Below are 18108 nucleotides of genomic sequence, written 5' to 3'. Positions count from 1 at the left end.
AGACTGGAAAACATGAGCAATCCCGTCCTTGTGGAAGTGACACGCGGGCAGATGACCGAGAGCCGCCACCGGGGCGCGATTGCCATCTTCGATGCCAATGGCGATCCGGTGCTGCGGATCGGCGATACGGGCGCCCGCGTCTTTCCGCGCTCGGCCATCAAGGCGCTGCAGGCGCTGCCGCTGATTGAATCGGGTGCCGCCGATGCGCTGGGCTATGAGGCGCCGGAACTGGCGCTGGCCTGCTCCTCTCACAACGGCGAGGAGCGGCATGTGAATGCCGCCCGCGTCATGCTGATCAAGGCGGGGCTGGATGAGGATGCCCTTGAATGCGGCGTTCAGTGGCCTTCCCGGCTGGAGGATATTGCCAGCCTCGCGCGCGCTGATGAAACCCCTTGCGCCCTGCACAACAACTGCTCGGGCAAGCATGCCGGTTTCCTCGGTCTTGCCAAGGCGATGGGTCTGAAGACCAAGGGCTATGTGGAAGCGGACCACCCGGTGCAGCAGGAAATCCGCCTCGTGCTGGAATCCATGACCGGGGACAGTTTGACGGCGGATATCTGCGGCACGGATGGCTGCTCCATCCCCACCTATGCCAGCCCGCTGGACGGCTTTGCCCGCGCCTTTGCGGCCTTCGGCACCGGTGAGGGGCTGGAGCCGAAACGGGCGGAGGCGGCGCAGCGGCTGCTGAAGGCCTGTGTTGAAAACCCCTTCATGGTGGCTGGCACCGGCCGCTTCTGCACCCGTGCCATGGAAGGCCTGCGCCAGCGCGTCTTCGTCAAGACCGGCGCGGAGGGCGTGTTCTGTGCCGCGATCCCCGAACTGGGGCTCGGCATCGCGCTGAAATGCGATGACGGCGCGTCGCGGGCCTCGGAAGTGATGATGGCTGCCGTGCTGGAAGCCTTCCTTGATCTCAATGACGACGAAGCCCGCCTGCTGGCGGATCTGCGTCAGCCGGTGCTGAAAAGCCGCCGCGAGGCAGAGGTGGGGCTGATCCGCCCCTCGCAGGACTTCCTGACGGACCTGCGCCGCGCCGCCAGCGTCAGTGCATAAGGAGCTGTTTCCTGATGAAGTCCATTTGCGTTTTCTGCGGGTCGAATTTCGGCACGGACCCGGCATTTGAACAGGCTGCCCGCGAGACGGGGCGGGTGATTGCCGAGGCGGGCAAGACCCTTGTTTATGGCGGGGCTGCTGTGGGCCTGATGGGCGCGGTCGCTGATGGCGCGCTGGCGGCTGGCGGCAAGGTGATCGGCATCCTTCCCGAGGCGCTGAAGGCCAAGGAACTGGAGCACAAGGGCCTCAGTGAAATCCACATTGTCCGCTCCATGCATGAGCGCAAGGCGATGTTTGCCGAACTGTCCGATGGCTTCATCACCCTGCCGGGCGGCACCGGCACCATGGAAGAGATCTTCGAGGTCTGGACCTGGGGGCAGCTTGGATATCACTCCAAGCCCTTCGGCCTGCTCAACACGGCGCGTTTCTACGATGCGCTGCTGACGTTCCTCGACGAGCAGGTTTCCAAGGGGTTTGTGCGGGCGGAAATGCGCAGTATGCTGCTGGTATCGGAAGATCCGGCGCATTTGATCGCAGGCTTTGAAGCCTATGTGCCGCCGGTGATTTCCAAGTGGATCAAGAAACAGGATACCTGACAGTCGGCTGATCGAAATGGCTGGTTAACCCGGATCAACCATTGTGCCGCGCAACAGGGGCAGGCCTGCCGCAGGGCTGCCCCAATTGGCTGGCAAAGGAATGCCGTCTGGCCCGGCTGCCTGCCGATTTGCCGAAGCATCATTCAGTGTCCGGAGTAATTCTCACATGCGTCTTCCGCTTGCCGCTGCACTTGGTCTTGCCCTGCTTCTGCCCGCATGTTCGCGAACGTCGGACTATGCGGAGACCACGTCTTCGGTCAGCACCATGTCCTATGCAGCGGTGCCTGCCGCGCGGACGTCGAATGTGACTCTGGTGCAGATCACCGGTGCCGGTGTTGGCGGCATCCGTGCCGGAACGGCCTATTCCTCCAAGGCCATTCAGGCCGCCCTTCCGGGCTTTACCACCGACACCATCCAGACAGCGGAAGAAACCACCACCGAAAACGCGCTGGGTGCGTTCAACTCGGACGGGTTTCAGGTGCTGCAGATCTTCCGTGGACGGGATGGCAATGTCCGCGCCGTGCACGGCGTGACCCATCATCTGGCCGGCCCCAACGGCGAGCGCATCGGCATGACCTTCGCCGAGGCCGGCATGCGCCGGTCCGATTGCCGCGTCGGCCAGAACCTGTGGCGCGGCATGGCCATCTGCCGGTCCAAGGGCGCGCCGAATGTGGAGCTTGTCTTCGCCATTCCGCAATATCAGGGCCCCTGGGATGCCCTGCCGGATGAAGGCCAGCTGCGGGGCGCCGCCCTGCAGCGCATCGTCTGGACGCCCACCGCTCAGGGCTGACACCCAGACATTCGGCGATGGTGACGGGGCGGGCCTGATCGGCTAAGGCTGAAAGCATGAGCGCCGAATCCGTTGTCCGCACACCGTCCGTTGACGATCTCGCCCGGCAGATCCTTGCAGGGAACCGGGCGATGCTGGCCCGTGCGATCACGCTGGTGGAATCGCGCAAGGCCGAGCACCGCCAGTCCGCACGGGAGCTTCTTACCCTGTTGATGCCCCACACGGGCAAGGCACAGCGCGTCGGCATCACCGGCGTGCCGGGCGTCGGCAAATCCACCACCATCGACACGCTGGGCAGCAACCTGACCGCAGATGGCCATAAGGTCGCGGTGCTGGCGGTTGATCCATCCTCCACCCGCACCGGCGGGTCCATTCTGGGCGACAAGACCCGCATGGCGCGGCTGGCTGTCGATCCGAAAGCCTTCATTCGTCCATCCCCTTCTGCTGGAACGCTGGGCGGCGTGACGGCGCGCACGCGCGAGACGATGCTGCTGTGCGAGGCGGCCGGTTTCGACGTGATCCTTGTGGAGACGGTCGGCATCGGCCAGTCGGAAACGGCCGTCGCGGAGATGGTCGATTTCTTCCTCGTGCTCATGCTGCCGGGTGCCGGCGATGAGTTGCAGGGCATCAAGAAAGGCGTCCTGGAAATCGCCGACCTCATCGCCGTCAACAAGGCAGACGGCGAGGGGGCCATGCGGGCGCGGGCGGCGGCGGCCGATTACCGCAGTGCGCTGCATATCATGGCACCGCGCTCGCCCACATGGTCGCCGCCGGTAGTGACGGTTTCCGGCCTTGCCAACGAAGGCCTGCGCGAGATGTGGGCGCAGGTGGAACTGCACCGCGACAAGATGCAGGCGACCGGCGAATGGCAGGAGCGGCGCGCCCGCCAGCAGGTGTCCTGGATGTGGGACATGCTGCAACAGCGGCTGATGGAGGCCCTGACCCGGGACCCTGGACGGGCCGCCCATATTCGCGCGCTTGAGGACAAGGTGCGCTCCGGCGAGGTTCCCGCTTCCGCCGCCGTGGAGGACATCGCCAGGCTTACCGGCATCTGACCCTTGCTCGCCCCTGTCTGCGGGCATGGTTCTTGCTCCCTGCTGCACAATGGCTGCGTCTGCTGCGCCAGATTGAAACGAGCGGTGAGGCGATGAGCGGGATTTGCAGGTCAGACAGGCTGAAGATGGGCCGCAGGGGCTTTCTGGCCGGGCTGGGTCTGTGCCTTTCCGGTACACCCGTTCTGGCGCTGACGCAGGTGGCGGATCTGCGCGGCAGCATTGACGGGCAGGACCTGGGCCTTGTGCCGGACCGGCCAGAAGACCAGAGCGCCGCCATGCAAAAGGCCATCGACCGGGCCGTGGCCCGTGGCAAGGCGCTGTTTCTGCCCGCCGGCAGCTATCCCGTTTCCAACCTCGATCTTCCCTCCGGCGCCATGATTGTCGGCGTTCCGGGGCGTACGCAACTGGTGCATCTGGGCGGCGGCGGTGTGCTGATGGGGGCCAATGGCGCCAGCCGCATCCGTCTGGAGGGCCTCTCCTTCGACGGCGGCAACAAGATGCTGGGGGAGGGCAGCTTCGGCCTGCTGCATTTTACCGGGGTCACCAATCTCGGCATGACGGACTGCGAGATCACCGGTTCCAGCCGCTCGGGACTGGCGCTGGACCGCTGCAGCGGCCATGTGGAGCGCTGCGTGATTTCCGGTGCGGCGGAAGCCGGCATCCGCTCCGTCGAGGGTGCGGGGCTGACCTTCTCCGGCAACACCATTACAGGATGCGCCAACGGCGGGCTGCTGGTGCTGCGCTGGACCCAGGGCGAGGACGGCACGCTGATCACGGGCAACCGGATCAGCGCGATAGCAGCCAAGGCGGGCGGCACCGGCCAGCACGGCAATGGCATCAATGTCTTCCGCGCGGGCGGCGTCATCATCGCCAATAACCACGTGTCGGACTGCGCCTTCTCGGCGATCCGTGCCAACTCGGCTTCCAATGTGCAGATCAGCGGCAACACCTGCCTGCGTTCGGGCGAGACGGCGGTCTACAGCGAGTTCAGCTTCGAAGGGGCCGTCATCTCCGGCAATCTGGTGGATGGGGGCACGATGGGTATTTCCGTGGCCAACTTCCAGCAGGGCGGGCGGCTGGCGTCCGTGACAGGGAACATCGTGCGCAACATCCGCCTGGATGGCCCTTATCCGGAAGAAGTGGCGGGCTTCGGCATCGGCGTCGCGGTGGAAGCCGATACGGTGGTCAGCGGCAATGTTGTCGAGGGTGCGCCGAAGTACGGCATCCTTGCGGGCTGGGGCCCCTACATGCGCGACCTGCTGATTGCCCAGAACATTCTGAGAGACTGCCCGCTCGGCATTGCCGTGACCGTGGTGGAAGGCGCAGGAGCGGCCGTCATTCAGGGCAACATCATTTCCGGGGCGCGCCGCGGGGCCATTGTCGGCCACCGCTGGCGGGAGGCGGTGACCGGCGATTTGGCTGGCGCCAGTACCGTCCCGCGGCACCTGGCAATTGCGGGGAATACGGTGAGCGGCTGACGGCTGCTCGCAGCCCCTCAGGCGGCGGGCTGCTCCATGCTGCCAAACAGGCGCTTGAACATGATCGGATGGAAAGCCTCGACATTTGAGGCCACATGCCGCGCCATCAGCTGCCGGCACACTTCAGGATCCTTCTGATCCAGTGCTTCGATGATGGACAGGTGCTGCTCCGGGAACAGGTCCAGCCAGAAGGTCTCACCTGCGCGCTGAGCGATCATGAAACGGTGAACCAGCTGCAGAGTGCGCGCCAGGACCGGCATAAGGTTGGGCAGGTTTGCACGCTCGAACAGCTTCAGATGAAAAGCGAGATCGATGCGGCTGAGGAGATAGCCATCGCCCAGATCGCGGACCTTGCGGTAGTCCTCGACCGACTGGAGCAGAAACTCACGGGTGGCGGTATCAATGTTCAGGCAGGCCCGGGCGATGCCGGCGCTTTCGAGGGCGATACGCTGGTGAATGAGGATCTCCGCCTCTGCGTCACTTATGCTTGTGACGAAGGTTCCCTGATAGCCTCTGCGTTCGACAAACCCATCCTGTTCCAGCCGCAGCAGTGCCTCGCGGATGGTGCCTTGCGAGCAGGCAAACTCGTGAGCGAGGGACTGTTCGGTCAGAATGCTGCCGCCATTCAGTTCAGACAGCATGATAAGGCGCCTCAAGCTGCCATAAACTGCGTTGGACTTGCGCCCGCTTTCCTTCGGAAGCGTCGGAAATTTCATTTGCATCGCCACTGACATGCGGCTGTGCCCCCACCTTCTGACATGCAAGCTCCGGGCAGCGGATCAAAAGAAAACAGCACAACGGATACAAGTGGCATCGCAGGCTGATGCATGCCGCTGACAGCAGAATGCTTGCGGAGCCGCTCTTTTGAAAGAACCTTCCCGCGCGAACAAGCCTGCCAAGCCACTTCGGCGGCCGGAGTTGTCTCATTCTGAAGCAAACAGCCTGCAATACATGTAGAACAGTCTGCAGCCGCATTTTTCCGGGCAGCTGCCGCAAACTATCATGAAATTTGTATAGTATTTTAAACAAGTTCACGCCGGGTTGGATTTGTCTATATGCGCCAGTTTCAAATTTCACTGCGCGCAATGACGGCGACCCAGTTTCTCCAGGCCAGCTTTTCGATCAGATTTTCACCGAACCCGTGTTCCCGGAACGCCGCGATCAGGCGCGGCAGGCCCGAAACATCACCGATATCGCGGGGAACAAGGCATCCGTCGAAGTCGGAACCAAGACCGACGTGATCCTCGCCAAGTTTGTCTATGAGATAGGCTGCATGGCGGACGGCCGTTTCGAGCGGCGTATTGCTGTCGGGGCGCCCGTCCTCGCGCAGGAACGCGCAATGGAAATTGACGCCCACAAGCCCCTTGCTCTCTGCAATGGCTGCCAGCTGGCGGTCCGTCAGATTGCGGGCGCTGGGACACAGGGTGTGAGCGTTGGAGTGGGAAGCGATGAGCGGCCTGTCCGAGATGCCCGCTACATCCCAGAAGCCTTTCTCGGTGATATGCGACAGATCCACCATGATGCCGAGCGCGTTGCAGCGGCGGACAAGCTGGTGCCCAAGATCTGTCAGCCCTTCGCCGGTATCGGGAGAGGACGGAAAGGCCATGGGCACGCCGTCGCCAAAGATGTTGCGGCGGCTCCAGACCGGGCCAAGGGAACGAAGGCCTGCGGCATGGAGAACATCCAGCGTGGCAAGATCCGGGCCGATGCACTCTGCCCCTTCGATATGCAGCACCATCGCCATCTGTCCGGCTGCCATTGCCGCCTCGATTTCGGATGCACTGCGGGCAATGCGGCAAGCGCCTTGCGAAGTGGTTTCCAGCTTCAGGGCGCGGGAGGTCATCGCCAGGGTCCAGCTCAGGGCTTCTTCCTGACCCAGCCGCTGGTAGTGGCGCGGATCGGCGGAGCCAAGCGAGCGCATCAGCTGCATGTCCTGTACGCTGGGTACGAACATGGCGAAGAGACCGCCGGCAAAGCCGCCGTCCCGGGCGCGGGGCAGGTCTATGTGGTCCTCCGGGGAGCGTTCGAAGAAGGACTTGCCGCGCCCTGCACGCTCACGCATCTCCAGCTTCAGAAGGGTGTCATTGTGGCCATCGAAGACAGGCACGGGCGGATGGCCAGGATGTGATTCGCTCAATGGGACCTCGTCAGGGGGCAGGGCTCGGGCGGGTTGCAGGCGTTTCTGCAGGCTGGATTGCTTTTCATTTAGGCATTGCAGTGGCGGTCATGGCAAGCGGCAGCATGCATCTGTGGCGGAATTGCCGCGCTCGCGGGGATTTCATTTGTTCATTCCGGGCGAATATTGCCTTCTCCCGGTGAACCGGCGCAAAAGGTGGCGTTTATGACGGTTCGTCAGGTCAAGGGTGAGCCCAAAATGGCAGCTGATGTTGCTTCGGAATTTGAAACTGGATCGCGCGGACTGAGCCGCCGCGGTTTTCTCTTCACAGGTGCGGCGCTCATGGCGTTGTCGGCCGCAGGGTGCCAGACGCTTGAGCAGCCGGTCGGGCTGCCGAATCAGCCGCCGTTGCCGGACGAGAAGTTCGACTATGATCTGGCCTATGCCGCCCGCAAGGATGGCGACTGGGACATTCCGGCGATCAAGTACAAGAACTTTGACCGGCAGTTCTGGCGTCAGGTCGTTGACTACGAGAGCAAGGAAGCGCCTGGGACGATCATCGTCGATCCCTACAATCACTTCCTGTACTGGACCATTTCCCGCAAGAAGGCCCTGCGTTACGGCATCGGCGTTGGCAAGGCAGGCTTCGGCTGGTCCGGCGATGCGACGATCCGCATGAAGCAGGAATGGCCTGCATGGTTCCCGCCGAAGGAAATGATCGAGCGCCGTCCTGAACTGAAGAAGTACAAGGACGGCAAGATGGATGGTGGCATCGAGAACCCGCTGGGTGCCCGTGCCCTCTATCTGTGGCAGGGCAATGTGGACACGCTCTACCGCATCCATGGCACCACCGAGCCGCAGAGCATCGGCCGCAGCGTTTCGAGCGGCTGCATCCGCATGTGGCATCAGGACGTGATGGATCTTTACGCCCGCGTGCCGATGAACACCAAGGTCGTCGTTCTGGGCGATGCGGTGCCCGATAACGTCAAGAAGCAGATGGCCGAAGCCGGGAAGAAGAAGGCCGGCTGAGCCGCCTTCGCCTTTGTGCTTCACAATTGATCATGAGGCCCCGCCCTGCGCGGGGCCTTTTGCATTGCGGATCAGGTGAGGACGGGCGTCAGGGCGACGTCCGAGAGAATGGCGCCGAAGTGGCAGATGGCAGCTGCCAGCACGAAGCCATGCCAGATGGCATTCTGGAAGGGGAGGGACTTCCAGGCATAAAAGGCCGTTCCTGCCGAATAGAGCGCACCGCCTGCCACCAGCAGCCAGAAACCCAGCGGCGACGCATTTTCCAGCAACGGCTGATAGGCGAAGACGATGACCCAGCCGAGCGCCAGGCAGATCGGCACTGTGTATTTGTCAAAGCGCTGAAGCCGCACCAGCTTGATCGCAGCGCAGGTGATTGCCCCTGTCCACACGACAGCAAGCACCAGCATGCCGGCCCAGCCGCCGATGACCATGGCCGCAAAGGGCGTGTAGGTGCCTGCAATCATCAGGAAAATGGCCGCATGGTCGAACCGGCGGAACCAGCTGGTATGGTCGTTCTTTGCAAATATGTTGTAGAGCGCCGAGCATATCAGCATGGCCATCAGGCATGCGGTGTAGATGGAAATGCTGGCAATGCGCCCCGGATCCGGCTGCGGAATGACCAGTGCCAGAAGAATGATGGTGGCCGCCACCCCCAGTGCTATGCCGATGACATGCACCGTTCCATCTGCAATCCGCTCTGCTCTTGTTTGTTCGCGCATGTGTCCCTCTTCCGTGGCGCCTTCCGATGACGTCAACGTAACGTCAGCTTGGCCGGAAGGCCAGCGCCTTCTGCAGGGCTCTGCCTTAGCCGGTGCGCGGACAGAAAAGGCGGCAAGCGGCGGAATCCTTCCACAAGGGGAAGGTTGAAGAACGGGGGAATCGGCTTCACCCGCCGCTGAAAATCGCTATGTTTGCGCGCAGAGCATTGACCTTGCCCACCTTGAGGGAGTACCGCCGGACGGCCGGGTTCAACCGGCAGGACTCAAGGGGCGGCAATGCCATGCCTGAGGTCTGTGGACCTAACCGGATTTCAGCGGCACGGGACGGGGAATGACGGTCAGCATCGATATCGGCGAAATGTCAGGCGGCGCAAAGGCGCTGATGGATCTGGAAGAACTGCTCGCAACGCGCCTGCTGGTGCAGGGCAACTCCGGCTCTGGCAAATCGCATCTTCTGCGCCGTCTTCTCGAACAGTCCGCCAGCTGGGTGCAGCAGGCGATCATCGATCCGGAGGGTGACTTCGTCAGCCTTGCCGACAAATTCGGCCATGTTGTCGTGGATGCGGCCGGAACCGAGCGTGACCTGCAGATGATCGCTGCCCGCGTGCGGGCGCACCGGGTTTCCGTCGTGCTCAATCTGGAAGGTCTGGATGCGGACCGGCAGATGAAGGCGGCAGCGACGTTCCTTGATGGCCTGTTCGATGCGGACCGCGACCAGTGGTATCCGATGCTGGTGGTGGTGGACGAGGCGCAGCTTTTTGCCCCTGCGGCAGCCGGTGAAGTGAGCGAAGAGGCGCGCCGCCGTTCGCTGACTGCGATGACCAACCTCATGTGCCGTGGCCGCAAGCGCGGGCTGGCCGGCATCATCGCCACGCAGCGCCTTGCCAAGCTTGCCAAGAACGTGGCGGCAGAGGCTTCCAACTTCCTGATGGGCCGCACCTTCCTGGACATCGACATGGCCCGCGCGGCCGATCTCCTCGGCATGGAACGGCGGCAGGCAGAAGCCTTCCGCAATCTCGACCGGGGGCATTTCATTGCCCTGGGGCCTGCCATGTCGCGCCGTCCGGTGCCGGTGCGCATCGGGCCGGTGGAAACCTCCGGCCGCGGCGGCGGGCCGAAGCTGACGCCGCTGCCTGACAAGCCGGCGGAAGATGCCAAGGATCTGATCTTCACGCCCATGCCGGATGAGGCCTTGCGCATCCGCCCGCGTGCGCCGGAGCCGGTTTCGACGGCGGAGATCCTGACGCAGCTGTCGGCTGCGGGCCGCATGGAAAGCGCCCGCAATCAGCCGGTGCCGCAGCCGGACGAACCGCCGGTGGATACGGCGGAGCGGGATGCGGCAATCGACGAGATCATGACGGCAATTCTGGCGGAGCCCGAGGCGGCCTTTCAGCCGGTGGCAGCGCTCTATCAGGACTTCCAGGTCCGCTGCCGCATTGCCAAGGTGCCAGGCGGCGTGCCGGATCTGTCGGTCTTCCGCGAGAAGCTGTCGGTTGCCCGTGCCGGGGTCGACAGCGGCGAAGTTGACACCGGCGACTGGGAACGTGCGGCGCTGATTGCTGCCGAGCTGCCGGAGGACATGCGCGGGGTGTACCTGTTGCTGGCCAAGGCGGCGCTCGCCAAGGCGCCATGCCCGCCGAATGCGGAAATCGCCAAGGCCTATGGCACCCGCTCACCCGGCCGTGCGCGCTGGCTGCTGGCCCACATGGAAGAACGCGGCTTCCTGCTTTGCGCCACCGACATGCGCGGCAACCGCATTGTCACGCTGACGGATCTTGGCTGGCAGACAGCCCCGGGCGATGCGGAAGCGGCAGCCTGAACAGACGTGCCGCCATGCGCTCTCTACCCGTGGGCGAAGATTACATGGCGCGGCGCATGCGTGTCATGGGGGGCGGGGAAGGCTGTGCTGATGGAACCGGAAACTCCGGGTCCGCCAGTAAAAACTTGAGTTGCGCCAGTTCCAGTTCGAGACCCTCGATCGTGCGCGCAAGCACCGTGTCGAGATAGCTTCCGGCGGGCGCATTGCTGCGGATGCGGCTGGCCTGATTGAGCGTTGCCCGCAGATAGCGCGCAACGTCTTCCACTTCGAAGCGGGTGATGCTGATATCCATCTGTCCGTCCATGGCCGTAACTCTGTTTAGTTCCCTTTTTGTTCTCATACTCCTTTCCGGTGGGGCGGGCAAGAGGAGTCTCTGGTGCCACTGTTGCGTCATGCAATTGGCGTAGTCCGGAGCAGGATCAATGCCTGTCCATTCGCGGCTTGCGCTTTGCCGCAAGGCTGACATGATCGGCTGAGAGAGAAAGCGGCAGGGCAGGGATTCTGCTGCTTTGAGACGTGCTGCAGTCCCGGAACAAGCCGGGTGCGCCAGATGGGGTGAGTGCCGGAAATGCTGAAGACAGCCGTGTTCGCGATTGGGCTTGTCCTGCCGGGGGCCGTTCTTGCCGCCGATGCCACCGCGCCCGTGCGCGAGATCATGAAGATGACGGAAGCGAACTGGTCCGAGAGCGGGACCGAGTATCAGGACATCTTTGACGCGAGCCGGCTGAAGGTGCTGTTCAGCTCCGATTTCGCTGCCCGCTACGAGAAGGCGATGCAGGGCGAATATGCCCGCGAGAGCGGCTCTCCCTTTGACTATGACGTGATCGTCAACGGTCAGGATGGTTGTCCGCTGAAGAATGTCACCATCACGGCCGCTCCGCCGCAGGGCGCCGTGACAGATGTGAAGGCCCGTTTTCAGGCCGTCACCTGTTTTGGGCAGGAAGCCGAGTATCAGGCTTACAGCGAGACTTTGTTCAAGGTCGTCGTCGAAAACGGCAAGCCGGTGGTTGACGATATCGTGCTGTCGATGGATGGGGCGCCGTTCTCGATCAAGTCGGAATTGGGGGCCGCAGCCGGCCAGTAACCTTACGGCAAGGCGTCTCATGAAACGGCTGAGGGCAGGACTGCCTAACCTTCAGTCCGATGAATCCTGCTGCCTTATTTATTTTGGGCAAGTGCCTGCGCCGGAGTCGTGGCAGAGTCTCCCGGTTTCCGGTGCAGAGTCATTCCGCCGGAGTGTGCGGTTTTTTAGCTTGCCGTTCTCCCGCCGGGGCGTGGTGATTTATTTAACCTGGACGAATTTACTGAATTTTTATTCCGGTACCCCGTAATTCCTCCAAGGGTAACGGGAGTTGAGTATGCCGGGGCTGCGCGGGGGTTTTTCCCATCTGAAAGTTTCCACCAAGCTGGCGGGCGGTTTTGCCGCCATGATCGTCCTGACGGGTCTTGCTGGAGGCGCGGGCACGCTGGCCGTGCTGGACCTCAAGGACAAGCAGGCGGTCAGCGGTCTGGCCACGGAATCGATTGCCGCGCTTCAGGAGGCTTCGGCCGCAAGTCAGGCCTATCTGGCAGCGCCTGCCGCGGAAGCCGCAAAAACGGCAGAAGACAGCCTTTCGGCCCTGGCGGGCCAGCTGACCCAGCTCCAGTCCCGTCTCGTTGACGGCCAGGCCCGCGCCGCGACGCAGGCGGCATCGGGCGCCGTCGCGGAGCTGCAGGCGAATTTCACCGAAGTGGTCGGCACCATCGCAGCCCGTCAGGCTCAGCTCGAGCGGCTGACGGCTTCTGCAGGCAAGCTCGACACGCTGGCGACTTCAATCAGTGACCAGATGCAGCAGGCGCAGCGCGCCGCCATTGACGAAAGCAAGAAGGCTGGCGGCACGCGTGACCGGGCCGACCGTGTTGTGCGGCCGCTCTCCGCCATTGTCGAAAATCTGCTTCTGGCCGAAATCACGCTGCTGCGTGCCGGCCGCGATGGCAATCTGGCTCTGATCGGGGATGCCGTTTCACTCGGCGGTGACCTGACGGATAGTGCCGGGGTGATTGCAAAGGTGAAGAACAGCGGCATTGAGCCGGCGGATCTGGCGGCTCTGACCGAGGGGCTGACAGCCTTTGCATCCCGCCTGCAGCCGCTTGGCGCGATGGACAACCCGTGGGGCCGCCGTGCTGCGGTGGCTGTTGTGGCCGGAGAACTGGAAGGCGTGCGCAAGCAGGCCGCCAGCCTGCAGCAGAGCCTTTATGCGGTGCAGGACGATGCCCGCAAGTCTGCAGCCTCCGCCCAGAGCCGGGCTGGCATTGTCGATATGGTGAAGGGCAACGTGGACAAGCTGACCCGCGCGGTGCTGGAGTTGCGCTCTGCCACGATGGAAACGCTGGCCGCCGACGGACCGTTCAAGCCCGATCCGGTGCTGAACCGGATGGAATCCCTGCGGAATCTGGCCAACACGCTGGCCGCCGACGCCGGGGCCTTTCCCGAGATCAAGCCTGCCGTGGAGGCCATTACGGCCGAGGTGGATGTCTATGCGGCCGAATTTGCCAGTCTGACCAGTGCGCTTCAGCAACTGGCCGAAACGGCCACTGCGCTGGATGCCTTGTCGGCAGATGTGCGCCAGCAGATCAGCCAGTTCGCCAGCGCACAGTCTCAGGCTGCCTTTTCCGCCGCCAACAGCGCTCTGGGCACGATTGGCGGGGCGGTGGCGCTCGCCATTGCAGCAGGCATCGGCCTTGCGGTTCTGCTGGCGATGCTCATCACCCGGCCGCTGCGCGCCATTGGCGGGCAGATGGAACGGCTGGCGGAAGGGCGTACGGATATTGATTTGTCGCAGGAAACGCGCCGGGATGAATTTGGCGGCATGATGCGCACCATCCGCGTCTTCCGTGACAACATTCTCGAGCGTCAGCGGCTTGAAGCGGCCAATGAAAAGGAAGCCCGCGCCCAGGTGGAGCGGCAGGAACGGATGAGGGCCCTGATCGCCAGCTTCCGGGACCGGGTGCAGCAAACGCTGGCGGATGTGGGCGAAACCGCATCCGGCATGGAGGACACGGCGCAGGCTTTGGCCGGAATTGCAGGCGAAAGCGCACGCCAGGCTGGTGACACGCTGGATGTCAGCGGTGTTGCAGCTCACAGTGTCGAGAGCGTTGCAGGAGCCGCCGAGGAACTGGCTGCCTCCATCGGGGAAATCGGATCTCAGGTGCAGAGGACCAGCCAGGTCGTGGAAACGGCAGCTGCCTCCGTTGACGACACCAACCGCAAGGTCGAAAGCCTGTCGGAAGCTGCCGACCGTATCGGTGAGGTCGTGACCCTGATCCGCGCCATCGCCGAGCAGACCAACCTCTTGGCGCTGAATGCCACCATCGAAGCAGCCCGTGCCGGTGAAGCCGGCCGCGGCTTTGCAGTGGTTGCCTCCGAGGTGAAGGAACTGGCGACGCAGACATCCAAGGCAACCGAGGAAATTTCCGGGCAGATTACCGCCATTCAGGATTCCACCCGGGCTGCCGTCGATGCCATCGCGGGAATTGCCCGCACCATGTCGGACGTCAACAGCTACACCACCGCCATCGCAGGGGCCGTCACGCAGCAGGGGGCCGCTACGGGCGAAATCTCCGGCAACGTCCAGAAGGCCGCCGAGAGTACGCAGGCCGTGCGCGGCAACATGAACGCCCTTTCCGCCACGGTGGAACAGGCCAGCGAAGTGTCCGGGAAGGTGCTGGAAGCCAGCGAAAAGCTCGCCGCCCGCACCTCGGACCTGCGCGGCGAAGTGGAACGCTTCCTCGACGGGATTGCGGCGGCGTAATCTCAACGCTCGATGAGTACGGCTCATCGAGAGTTGGTCAAGCCCTTGCGGTGCTTGACCATTTTGAAGGCGTGATGTGTCAGCATGGAAAGCCTTGGTACAACGGCCAGGCAGACAGATTGCTATCCGTCCAGGGAATGAAAAAGGGCGCAGCCGAGGCTGTGCCCTTTTTGATGGAGCGGCGCAAAAACCCGGGTTCAGTAGCCCGAGCCGCGCGTGAATTCGTTGACCACTGTCATGACGATGATCTTCAGGTCGCCGCGCGTGGTCTGGGACTTCAGATATTCGAGATCATACTCGAGACGCATGGACGCATGGTAGGGGTCGGTTGTCTCGCCGCGGAAGCCGTTGACCTGCGCAAGGCCGGTGATGCCGGGGCGCACCTGGTGGCGGGTCAGATAGCGGGTGTCGAACTCTTCATAAAGCTTTCCGGCGGCGAGCATTCCCGGCACATGGGGGCGCGGGCCGACGAGAGACATCTCGCCCTTCAGCACATTCCAGAGCTGCGGCAGCTCGTCGAAGTTCGACTTGCGCAGGAAACGCCCGATCGGCGTGATCCGCGGATCGTTCTTCCGGGTCTGGGCGACGCCGGTCGCATCCTGCTTGGCGACATACATGGAGCGGAACTTCAGGGCCATGAAAAGCTCGTTGTTCCGGCCATAGCGCGCCTGACGGAAGATCACCGGGCCGGGGCTCGACAGCTTGACGCCAATGGCAAGGCCGGCGAGCAGGGGGCTCAGCAGGATCAGGCCGGCAGCGCTGCCGGCGATGTCGATGCTGCGCTTCAGGAAGGGGCGGATGCCCGCCCGAATGCCGCTTTGCAGGCCGCTGGCGGCAGCCAGTGCATCCTGCAAGGCCTCTTCCGGGGCCGGAATGGCGGGCTGATGACGGATCGGGCTTGCGCCGGTTTGAGCGGCCACCGGTGTCCCAAGGTCTGCGGGCAGTGCAACGCCATGCTGCCTGCCTGCCGCCATGGGCCCGACGTGGCGTCCGGGAGCCAGATTGCGTTCGGAAAGGGCTCTGGAGAAGAAAGGAAGGCGCCTTGCGGCCTTCACCGGAGTTGAACGCTTACGTGCTTCACCGTCCGTAAACTCGTGCACCATCGCAATCTCCAAACGCGTTAGAAATCAATATGTCCCGTCCATCACGGGCAGCTTTAATCAGGGTCCGCTTCAAAAACGTCGCGGTGTCTATCAATGTGAATAATTCTCAGTTTTCGTTTAACTTTTACGTAACACATCCCGCACTGCAGCGCAATTGGCAGGCTGCGGCACTTTTAGGCATGTTTCCGTTGCAACAGCCCAGATTTCAGCCGCTCGCAGGCGCGAACCTTACGTCAGTGTGTCGTAGAGCCAAAGAAAACCCATGGAAAGGTTGCCGGACAAGGAATTGTGCCCGGCAACGAAGCTTAAGACACCAGGCATGGGGCTGATTTCTCAATCCCCATTGATGCATGCCCTGAGTGTCTGAGGCCATGTGTGGTCATGGCAGCCTTTTCGTCATTCGCTGTAATAGTCAGAGTAGGTGTTATAAAATGAACGCTTACCTTCTTGCTGGTTCAGTACGGTCAAAATGCGGCAGCGGTCGCTCTTCGTCTGGTTGAGGCGCTGGATGGCGTTGACGCACATGCGCTGCGGTGTCCTGGCCCAGCGGATTACGAATGTAATGACATCGGCATATTTCGCGAGATAAAGCCCATCAACCACAGGCTCGATCGGCGGGGAGTCCAGCACGATATAGTCGAAGCGGGGGCGGGCAGTCTGAATGAGACGCGAGAATTTCTCACGGGTAAGCAGCTGGTCGGTCGGAACGTCTGCCCGGCGGGCGCCAACGACAGCAGTGAGAGAGGTTTTCGGGTCGGACCTCACGATATTCTGCAGCAGTTCATCCGAACCGATGTCGCCAATCAGGAAGTCTACCAGCCCATTGGAAGGCTCAATGTTCAGATGGCGCTGGATGCTCGGCTTGCGGAAGTCGCAGTCGATGATCAGCGTGCTGGCGCCTGAAAGAGCGAGCGTCCGGGCCAGCGAGAGAGCGAGCGTCGACTTTCCTTCGCCCGGCATGGCCGAAGACAGCATGATGACGCGTCCAGTTTTTTTGGCATCCTCAGGCTGCTGGGCCATGGAATTTTGAAGCGCATTATCAAGCGTGGCCCGGAGTCTGCGGATGGATTCCGCATACATTGACAATGGACTGTCGACCAGCGCATCGGAAATCGAATGGGCCACCCCTACGTTGGACGCATGCCGTGGGACAGACGTTGCGAGCGGAAGACGGGTCACCGCCTGAACCTGCTCCTCGTCGGTAAAGCCGCCGACAAAATTCTCGAAAATGAAGGCCAGTGCAAAGCCGGTTCCGATGGCGAAAAGGGCTGCGACGCCAAGGATCAATGACACCTTGGGCGAGCTGGGCTTGTTGGGCGGAAAAGCAGGGGAAACGACACGGCTGTCGGCAATCTGCAGGGCAGACTCTGTCTCCAGAGCCTGAGATCTTGCCAGGAGTGTCTGGTACTGGGTCGTGGCATTGCGGGAGATCTGCTGCAGGCGGTAGATCTGCGCCAGCATGTCGGCCGGCAGATTGCTGTTGAGGATCGCTGTGCTCAGCTCCCGCCGCAGCGTGGCCGCTTCCTGCTCATATGTTGCGGCCGAATTCTGCAGCTGCTGCAGAGCTGACGTGCTCTGCTCCCGCAGGCCGGTGTTGATCTTGTCCAGCTCCTCGCGCAGGTTGATTGCACGCGCCGATCCGCTTTCCGCCTGGGTGAGGCTGCGCTCCAGTTCCATGCGCTGGCGGTTCAGCTCCGCAACGGCTGCGTTCTGGAGATTGTCGGCAACGCTCTGCCAATCGCTTTGCGACACGCTCTGCCGCAGGGCCTGGGCGCGGCTTTCGGCTGTGGACCTTTCTGCAATGAGCAGATCGATCCGCCCGCGCATGGTGGTGAGATCCGTGCGGCCCGTTTGTTCCGCGATGGCATTGACGTTTGCGAGGATGAAGTCGTCATAGGCCTTCTCGGCAGCAATGACGGCGCTTTCTGCATCCGTCACCTGGCGCTGCACGATATCGCGCGACTCCCTCGTGTTCGAGGTCTTGGATTCGATCTGCAGCCTGATGTAGGTGGCGGTGATCGCATTGGCCAGTTCCGCCGCCCGGGCAGGGTTTTCGGAACGCACGCTGACCGCAATCAGGTAGGTCAGGCCGCGGCGCGACACCGAGACATGGCTCTTGAATTTGGCCAGAACGTTGCCGAGCGCTTCCTCTCCGGCAGGCAGCTTCAGGTCCCTGACGCGCAGGAAAGCGAGCACCTTGTCCCGCAGGCCGATCTTGACCCCGAACTCGGGATCGGTCACCAGCCCCTTTTCGGCAATGACGGACAGCAGAACGGCATCAGAATCAACGATCTCGACCTCGCTCTCGACGCGGGCGCTGTCAGCGGACGTGGAGCCGAGGGCACTGCTGGGATCAAGAAGGTTCTTCCGGCTCGGATCCACGAGCACGAGGGCGGTACCCGTGTAGAGCGGCGTAATCGAAAAAAGAGCTATCCCGGCGACAGCCAGAACGATGGCGATGGTCGCGAGGATCAAGCGGATCTGGCGGCGGACAATGCCGAAAACATGGCGGAAATCAATCTCTGCGTCATCCATGAAAAGAAATCTTTCCTGTCAGACTGA

Annotated in this window: 15 protein-coding genes; 9 read left to right on the top strand and 6 right to left on the bottom strand. The window is 62.6% G+C overall.

Features of this window, described 5'->3' with window-relative positions; translation table 11 throughout:
- Positions 1-12: 12 nt before the first annotated feature.
- The 5 genes from H163_RS0102030 (at position 13) to H163_RS0102010 (ending at position 4969) form a co-directional block, all read left to right on the top strand.
- A complete protein-coding gene (locus tag H163_RS0102030; protein WP_019962874.1) occupies positions 13-1050 on the top strand; it encodes an asparaginase in 1038 nt (345 codons plus the stop codon).
- Positions 1051-1064: 14 nt separating this feature from the next.
- Entirely contained in the window at positions 1065-1646 is a 582-nt protein-coding gene (locus H163_RS0102025) for an LOG family protein (protein WP_019962873.1), read from the top strand.
- Positions 1647-1812: 166 nt separating this feature from the next.
- On the top strand, positions 1813-2436 hold the full coding sequence (locus H163_RS0102020) for a DUF1131 family protein (RefSeq protein ID WP_019962872.1): 624 nt from the start codon (positions 1813-1815) through the stop codon (positions 2434-2436).
- Positions 2437-2492: 56 nt separating this feature from the next.
- On the top strand, positions 2493-3491 hold the full coding sequence (gene meaB / locus H163_RS0102015; protein WP_019962871.1) for a methylmalonyl Co-A mutase-associated GTPase MeaB: 999 nt from the start codon (positions 2493-2495) through the stop codon (positions 3489-3491).
- 92 nt (positions 3492-3583) lie between these two features.
- A complete protein-coding gene (locus tag H163_RS0102010) occupies positions 3584-4969 on the top strand; it encodes a TIGR03808 family TAT-translocated repetitive protein (RefSeq protein WP_026355350.1) in 1386 nt (461 codons plus the stop codon).
- Positions 4970-4986: 17 nt separating this feature from the next.
- On the opposite strand, the gene H163_RS22000 is transcribed toward H163_RS0102010, so the two are convergent.
- Together H163_RS22000 and H163_RS0102000 are read right to left on the bottom strand one after the other, a co-directional pair.
- The gene (locus H163_RS22000) at positions 4987-5685 is read right to left on the bottom strand and encodes a GntR family transcriptional regulator (RefSeq protein WP_160118251.1); all 699 of its coding nucleotides are present in this window, start codon (positions 5683-5685) and stop codon (positions 4987-4989) included.
- A gap of 350 nt (positions 5686-6035) precedes the next feature.
- Complete coding sequence (locus tag H163_RS0102000; protein WP_026355349.1) at positions 6036-7106, bottom strand: dipeptidase; 1071 nt, start codon at positions 7104-7106, stop codon at positions 6036-6038.
- Between the two features lie 237 nt (positions 7107-7343).
- Between H163_RS0102000 and H163_RS0101995 the strand changes: the two genes are divergently transcribed.
- Positions 7344-8114 (top strand): L,D-transpeptidase, encoded by a 771-nt coding sequence (locus tag H163_RS0101995; RefSeq protein WP_019962867.1) that lies wholly within the window; start codon positions 7344-7346, stop codon positions 8112-8114.
- Between the two features lie 71 nt (positions 8115-8185).
- Here H163_RS0101995 and trhA read toward each other — a convergent pair whose 3' ends face one another.
- Positions 8186-8833, bottom strand: a complete 648-nt coding sequence (gene trhA, locus H163_RS0101990; RefSeq protein ID WP_019962866.1) for a PAQR family membrane homeostasis protein TrhA — start codon at positions 8831-8833, stop codon at positions 8186-8188.
- Positions 8834-9164: 331 nt separating this feature from the next.
- Between trhA and H163_RS0101985 the strand changes: the two genes are divergently transcribed.
- Positions 9165-10652 (top strand): helicase HerA domain-containing protein, encoded by a 1488-nt coding sequence (locus H163_RS0101985; protein ID WP_019962865.1) that lies wholly within the window; start codon positions 9165-9167, stop codon positions 10650-10652.
- Positions 10653-10692: 40 nt separating this feature from the next.
- Here H163_RS0101985 and H163_RS0101980 read toward each other — a convergent pair whose 3' ends face one another.
- Positions 10693-10956 carry a hypothetical protein gene (locus H163_RS0101980; protein WP_019962864.1) on the bottom strand — a complete coding sequence of 88 codons (264 nt, stop codon included), beginning with the start codon at positions 10954-10956 and terminating at the stop codon, positions 10693-10695.
- 264 nt (positions 10957-11220) lie between these two features.
- Between H163_RS0101980 and H163_RS0101975 the strand changes: the two genes are divergently transcribed.
- Positions 11221-11736, top strand: a complete 516-nt coding sequence (locus tag H163_RS0101975; protein ID WP_019962863.1) for a hypothetical protein — start codon at positions 11221-11223, stop codon at positions 11734-11736.
- Positions 11737-12010: 274 nt separating this feature from the next.
- Complete coding sequence (locus tag H163_RS24660) at positions 12011-14443, top strand: methyl-accepting chemotaxis protein (protein ID WP_019962862.1); 2433 nt, start codon at positions 12011-12013, stop codon at positions 14441-14443.
- 197 nt (positions 14444-14640) lie between these two features.
- On the opposite strand, the gene H163_RS21990 is transcribed toward H163_RS24660, so the two are convergent.
- Together H163_RS21990 and H163_RS23540 are read right to left on the bottom strand one after the other, a co-directional pair.
- Positions 14641-15546, bottom strand: coding sequence for a sugar transferase (locus tag H163_RS21990; RefSeq protein ID WP_019962861.1), 906 nt, complete (start codon positions 15544-15546; stop codon positions 14641-14643).
- A gap of 396 nt (positions 15547-15942) precedes the next feature.
- The gene (locus tag H163_RS23540; RefSeq protein WP_019962860.1) at positions 15943-18081 is read right to left on the bottom strand and encodes a GumC family protein; all 2139 of its coding nucleotides are present in this window, start codon (positions 18079-18081) and stop codon (positions 15943-15945) included.
- Between the last annotated feature and the right edge of the window lie 27 nt (positions 18082-18108).

The organism is Pannonibacter phragmitetus DSM 14782 (genome assembly GCF_000382365.1).
Taxonomy (GTDB): Bacteria; Pseudomonadota; Alphaproteobacteria; order Rhizobiales; family Stappiaceae; genus Pannonibacter; species Pannonibacter phragmitetus.
This window is presented reverse-complemented; position numbering and strand designations above follow the sequence as displayed.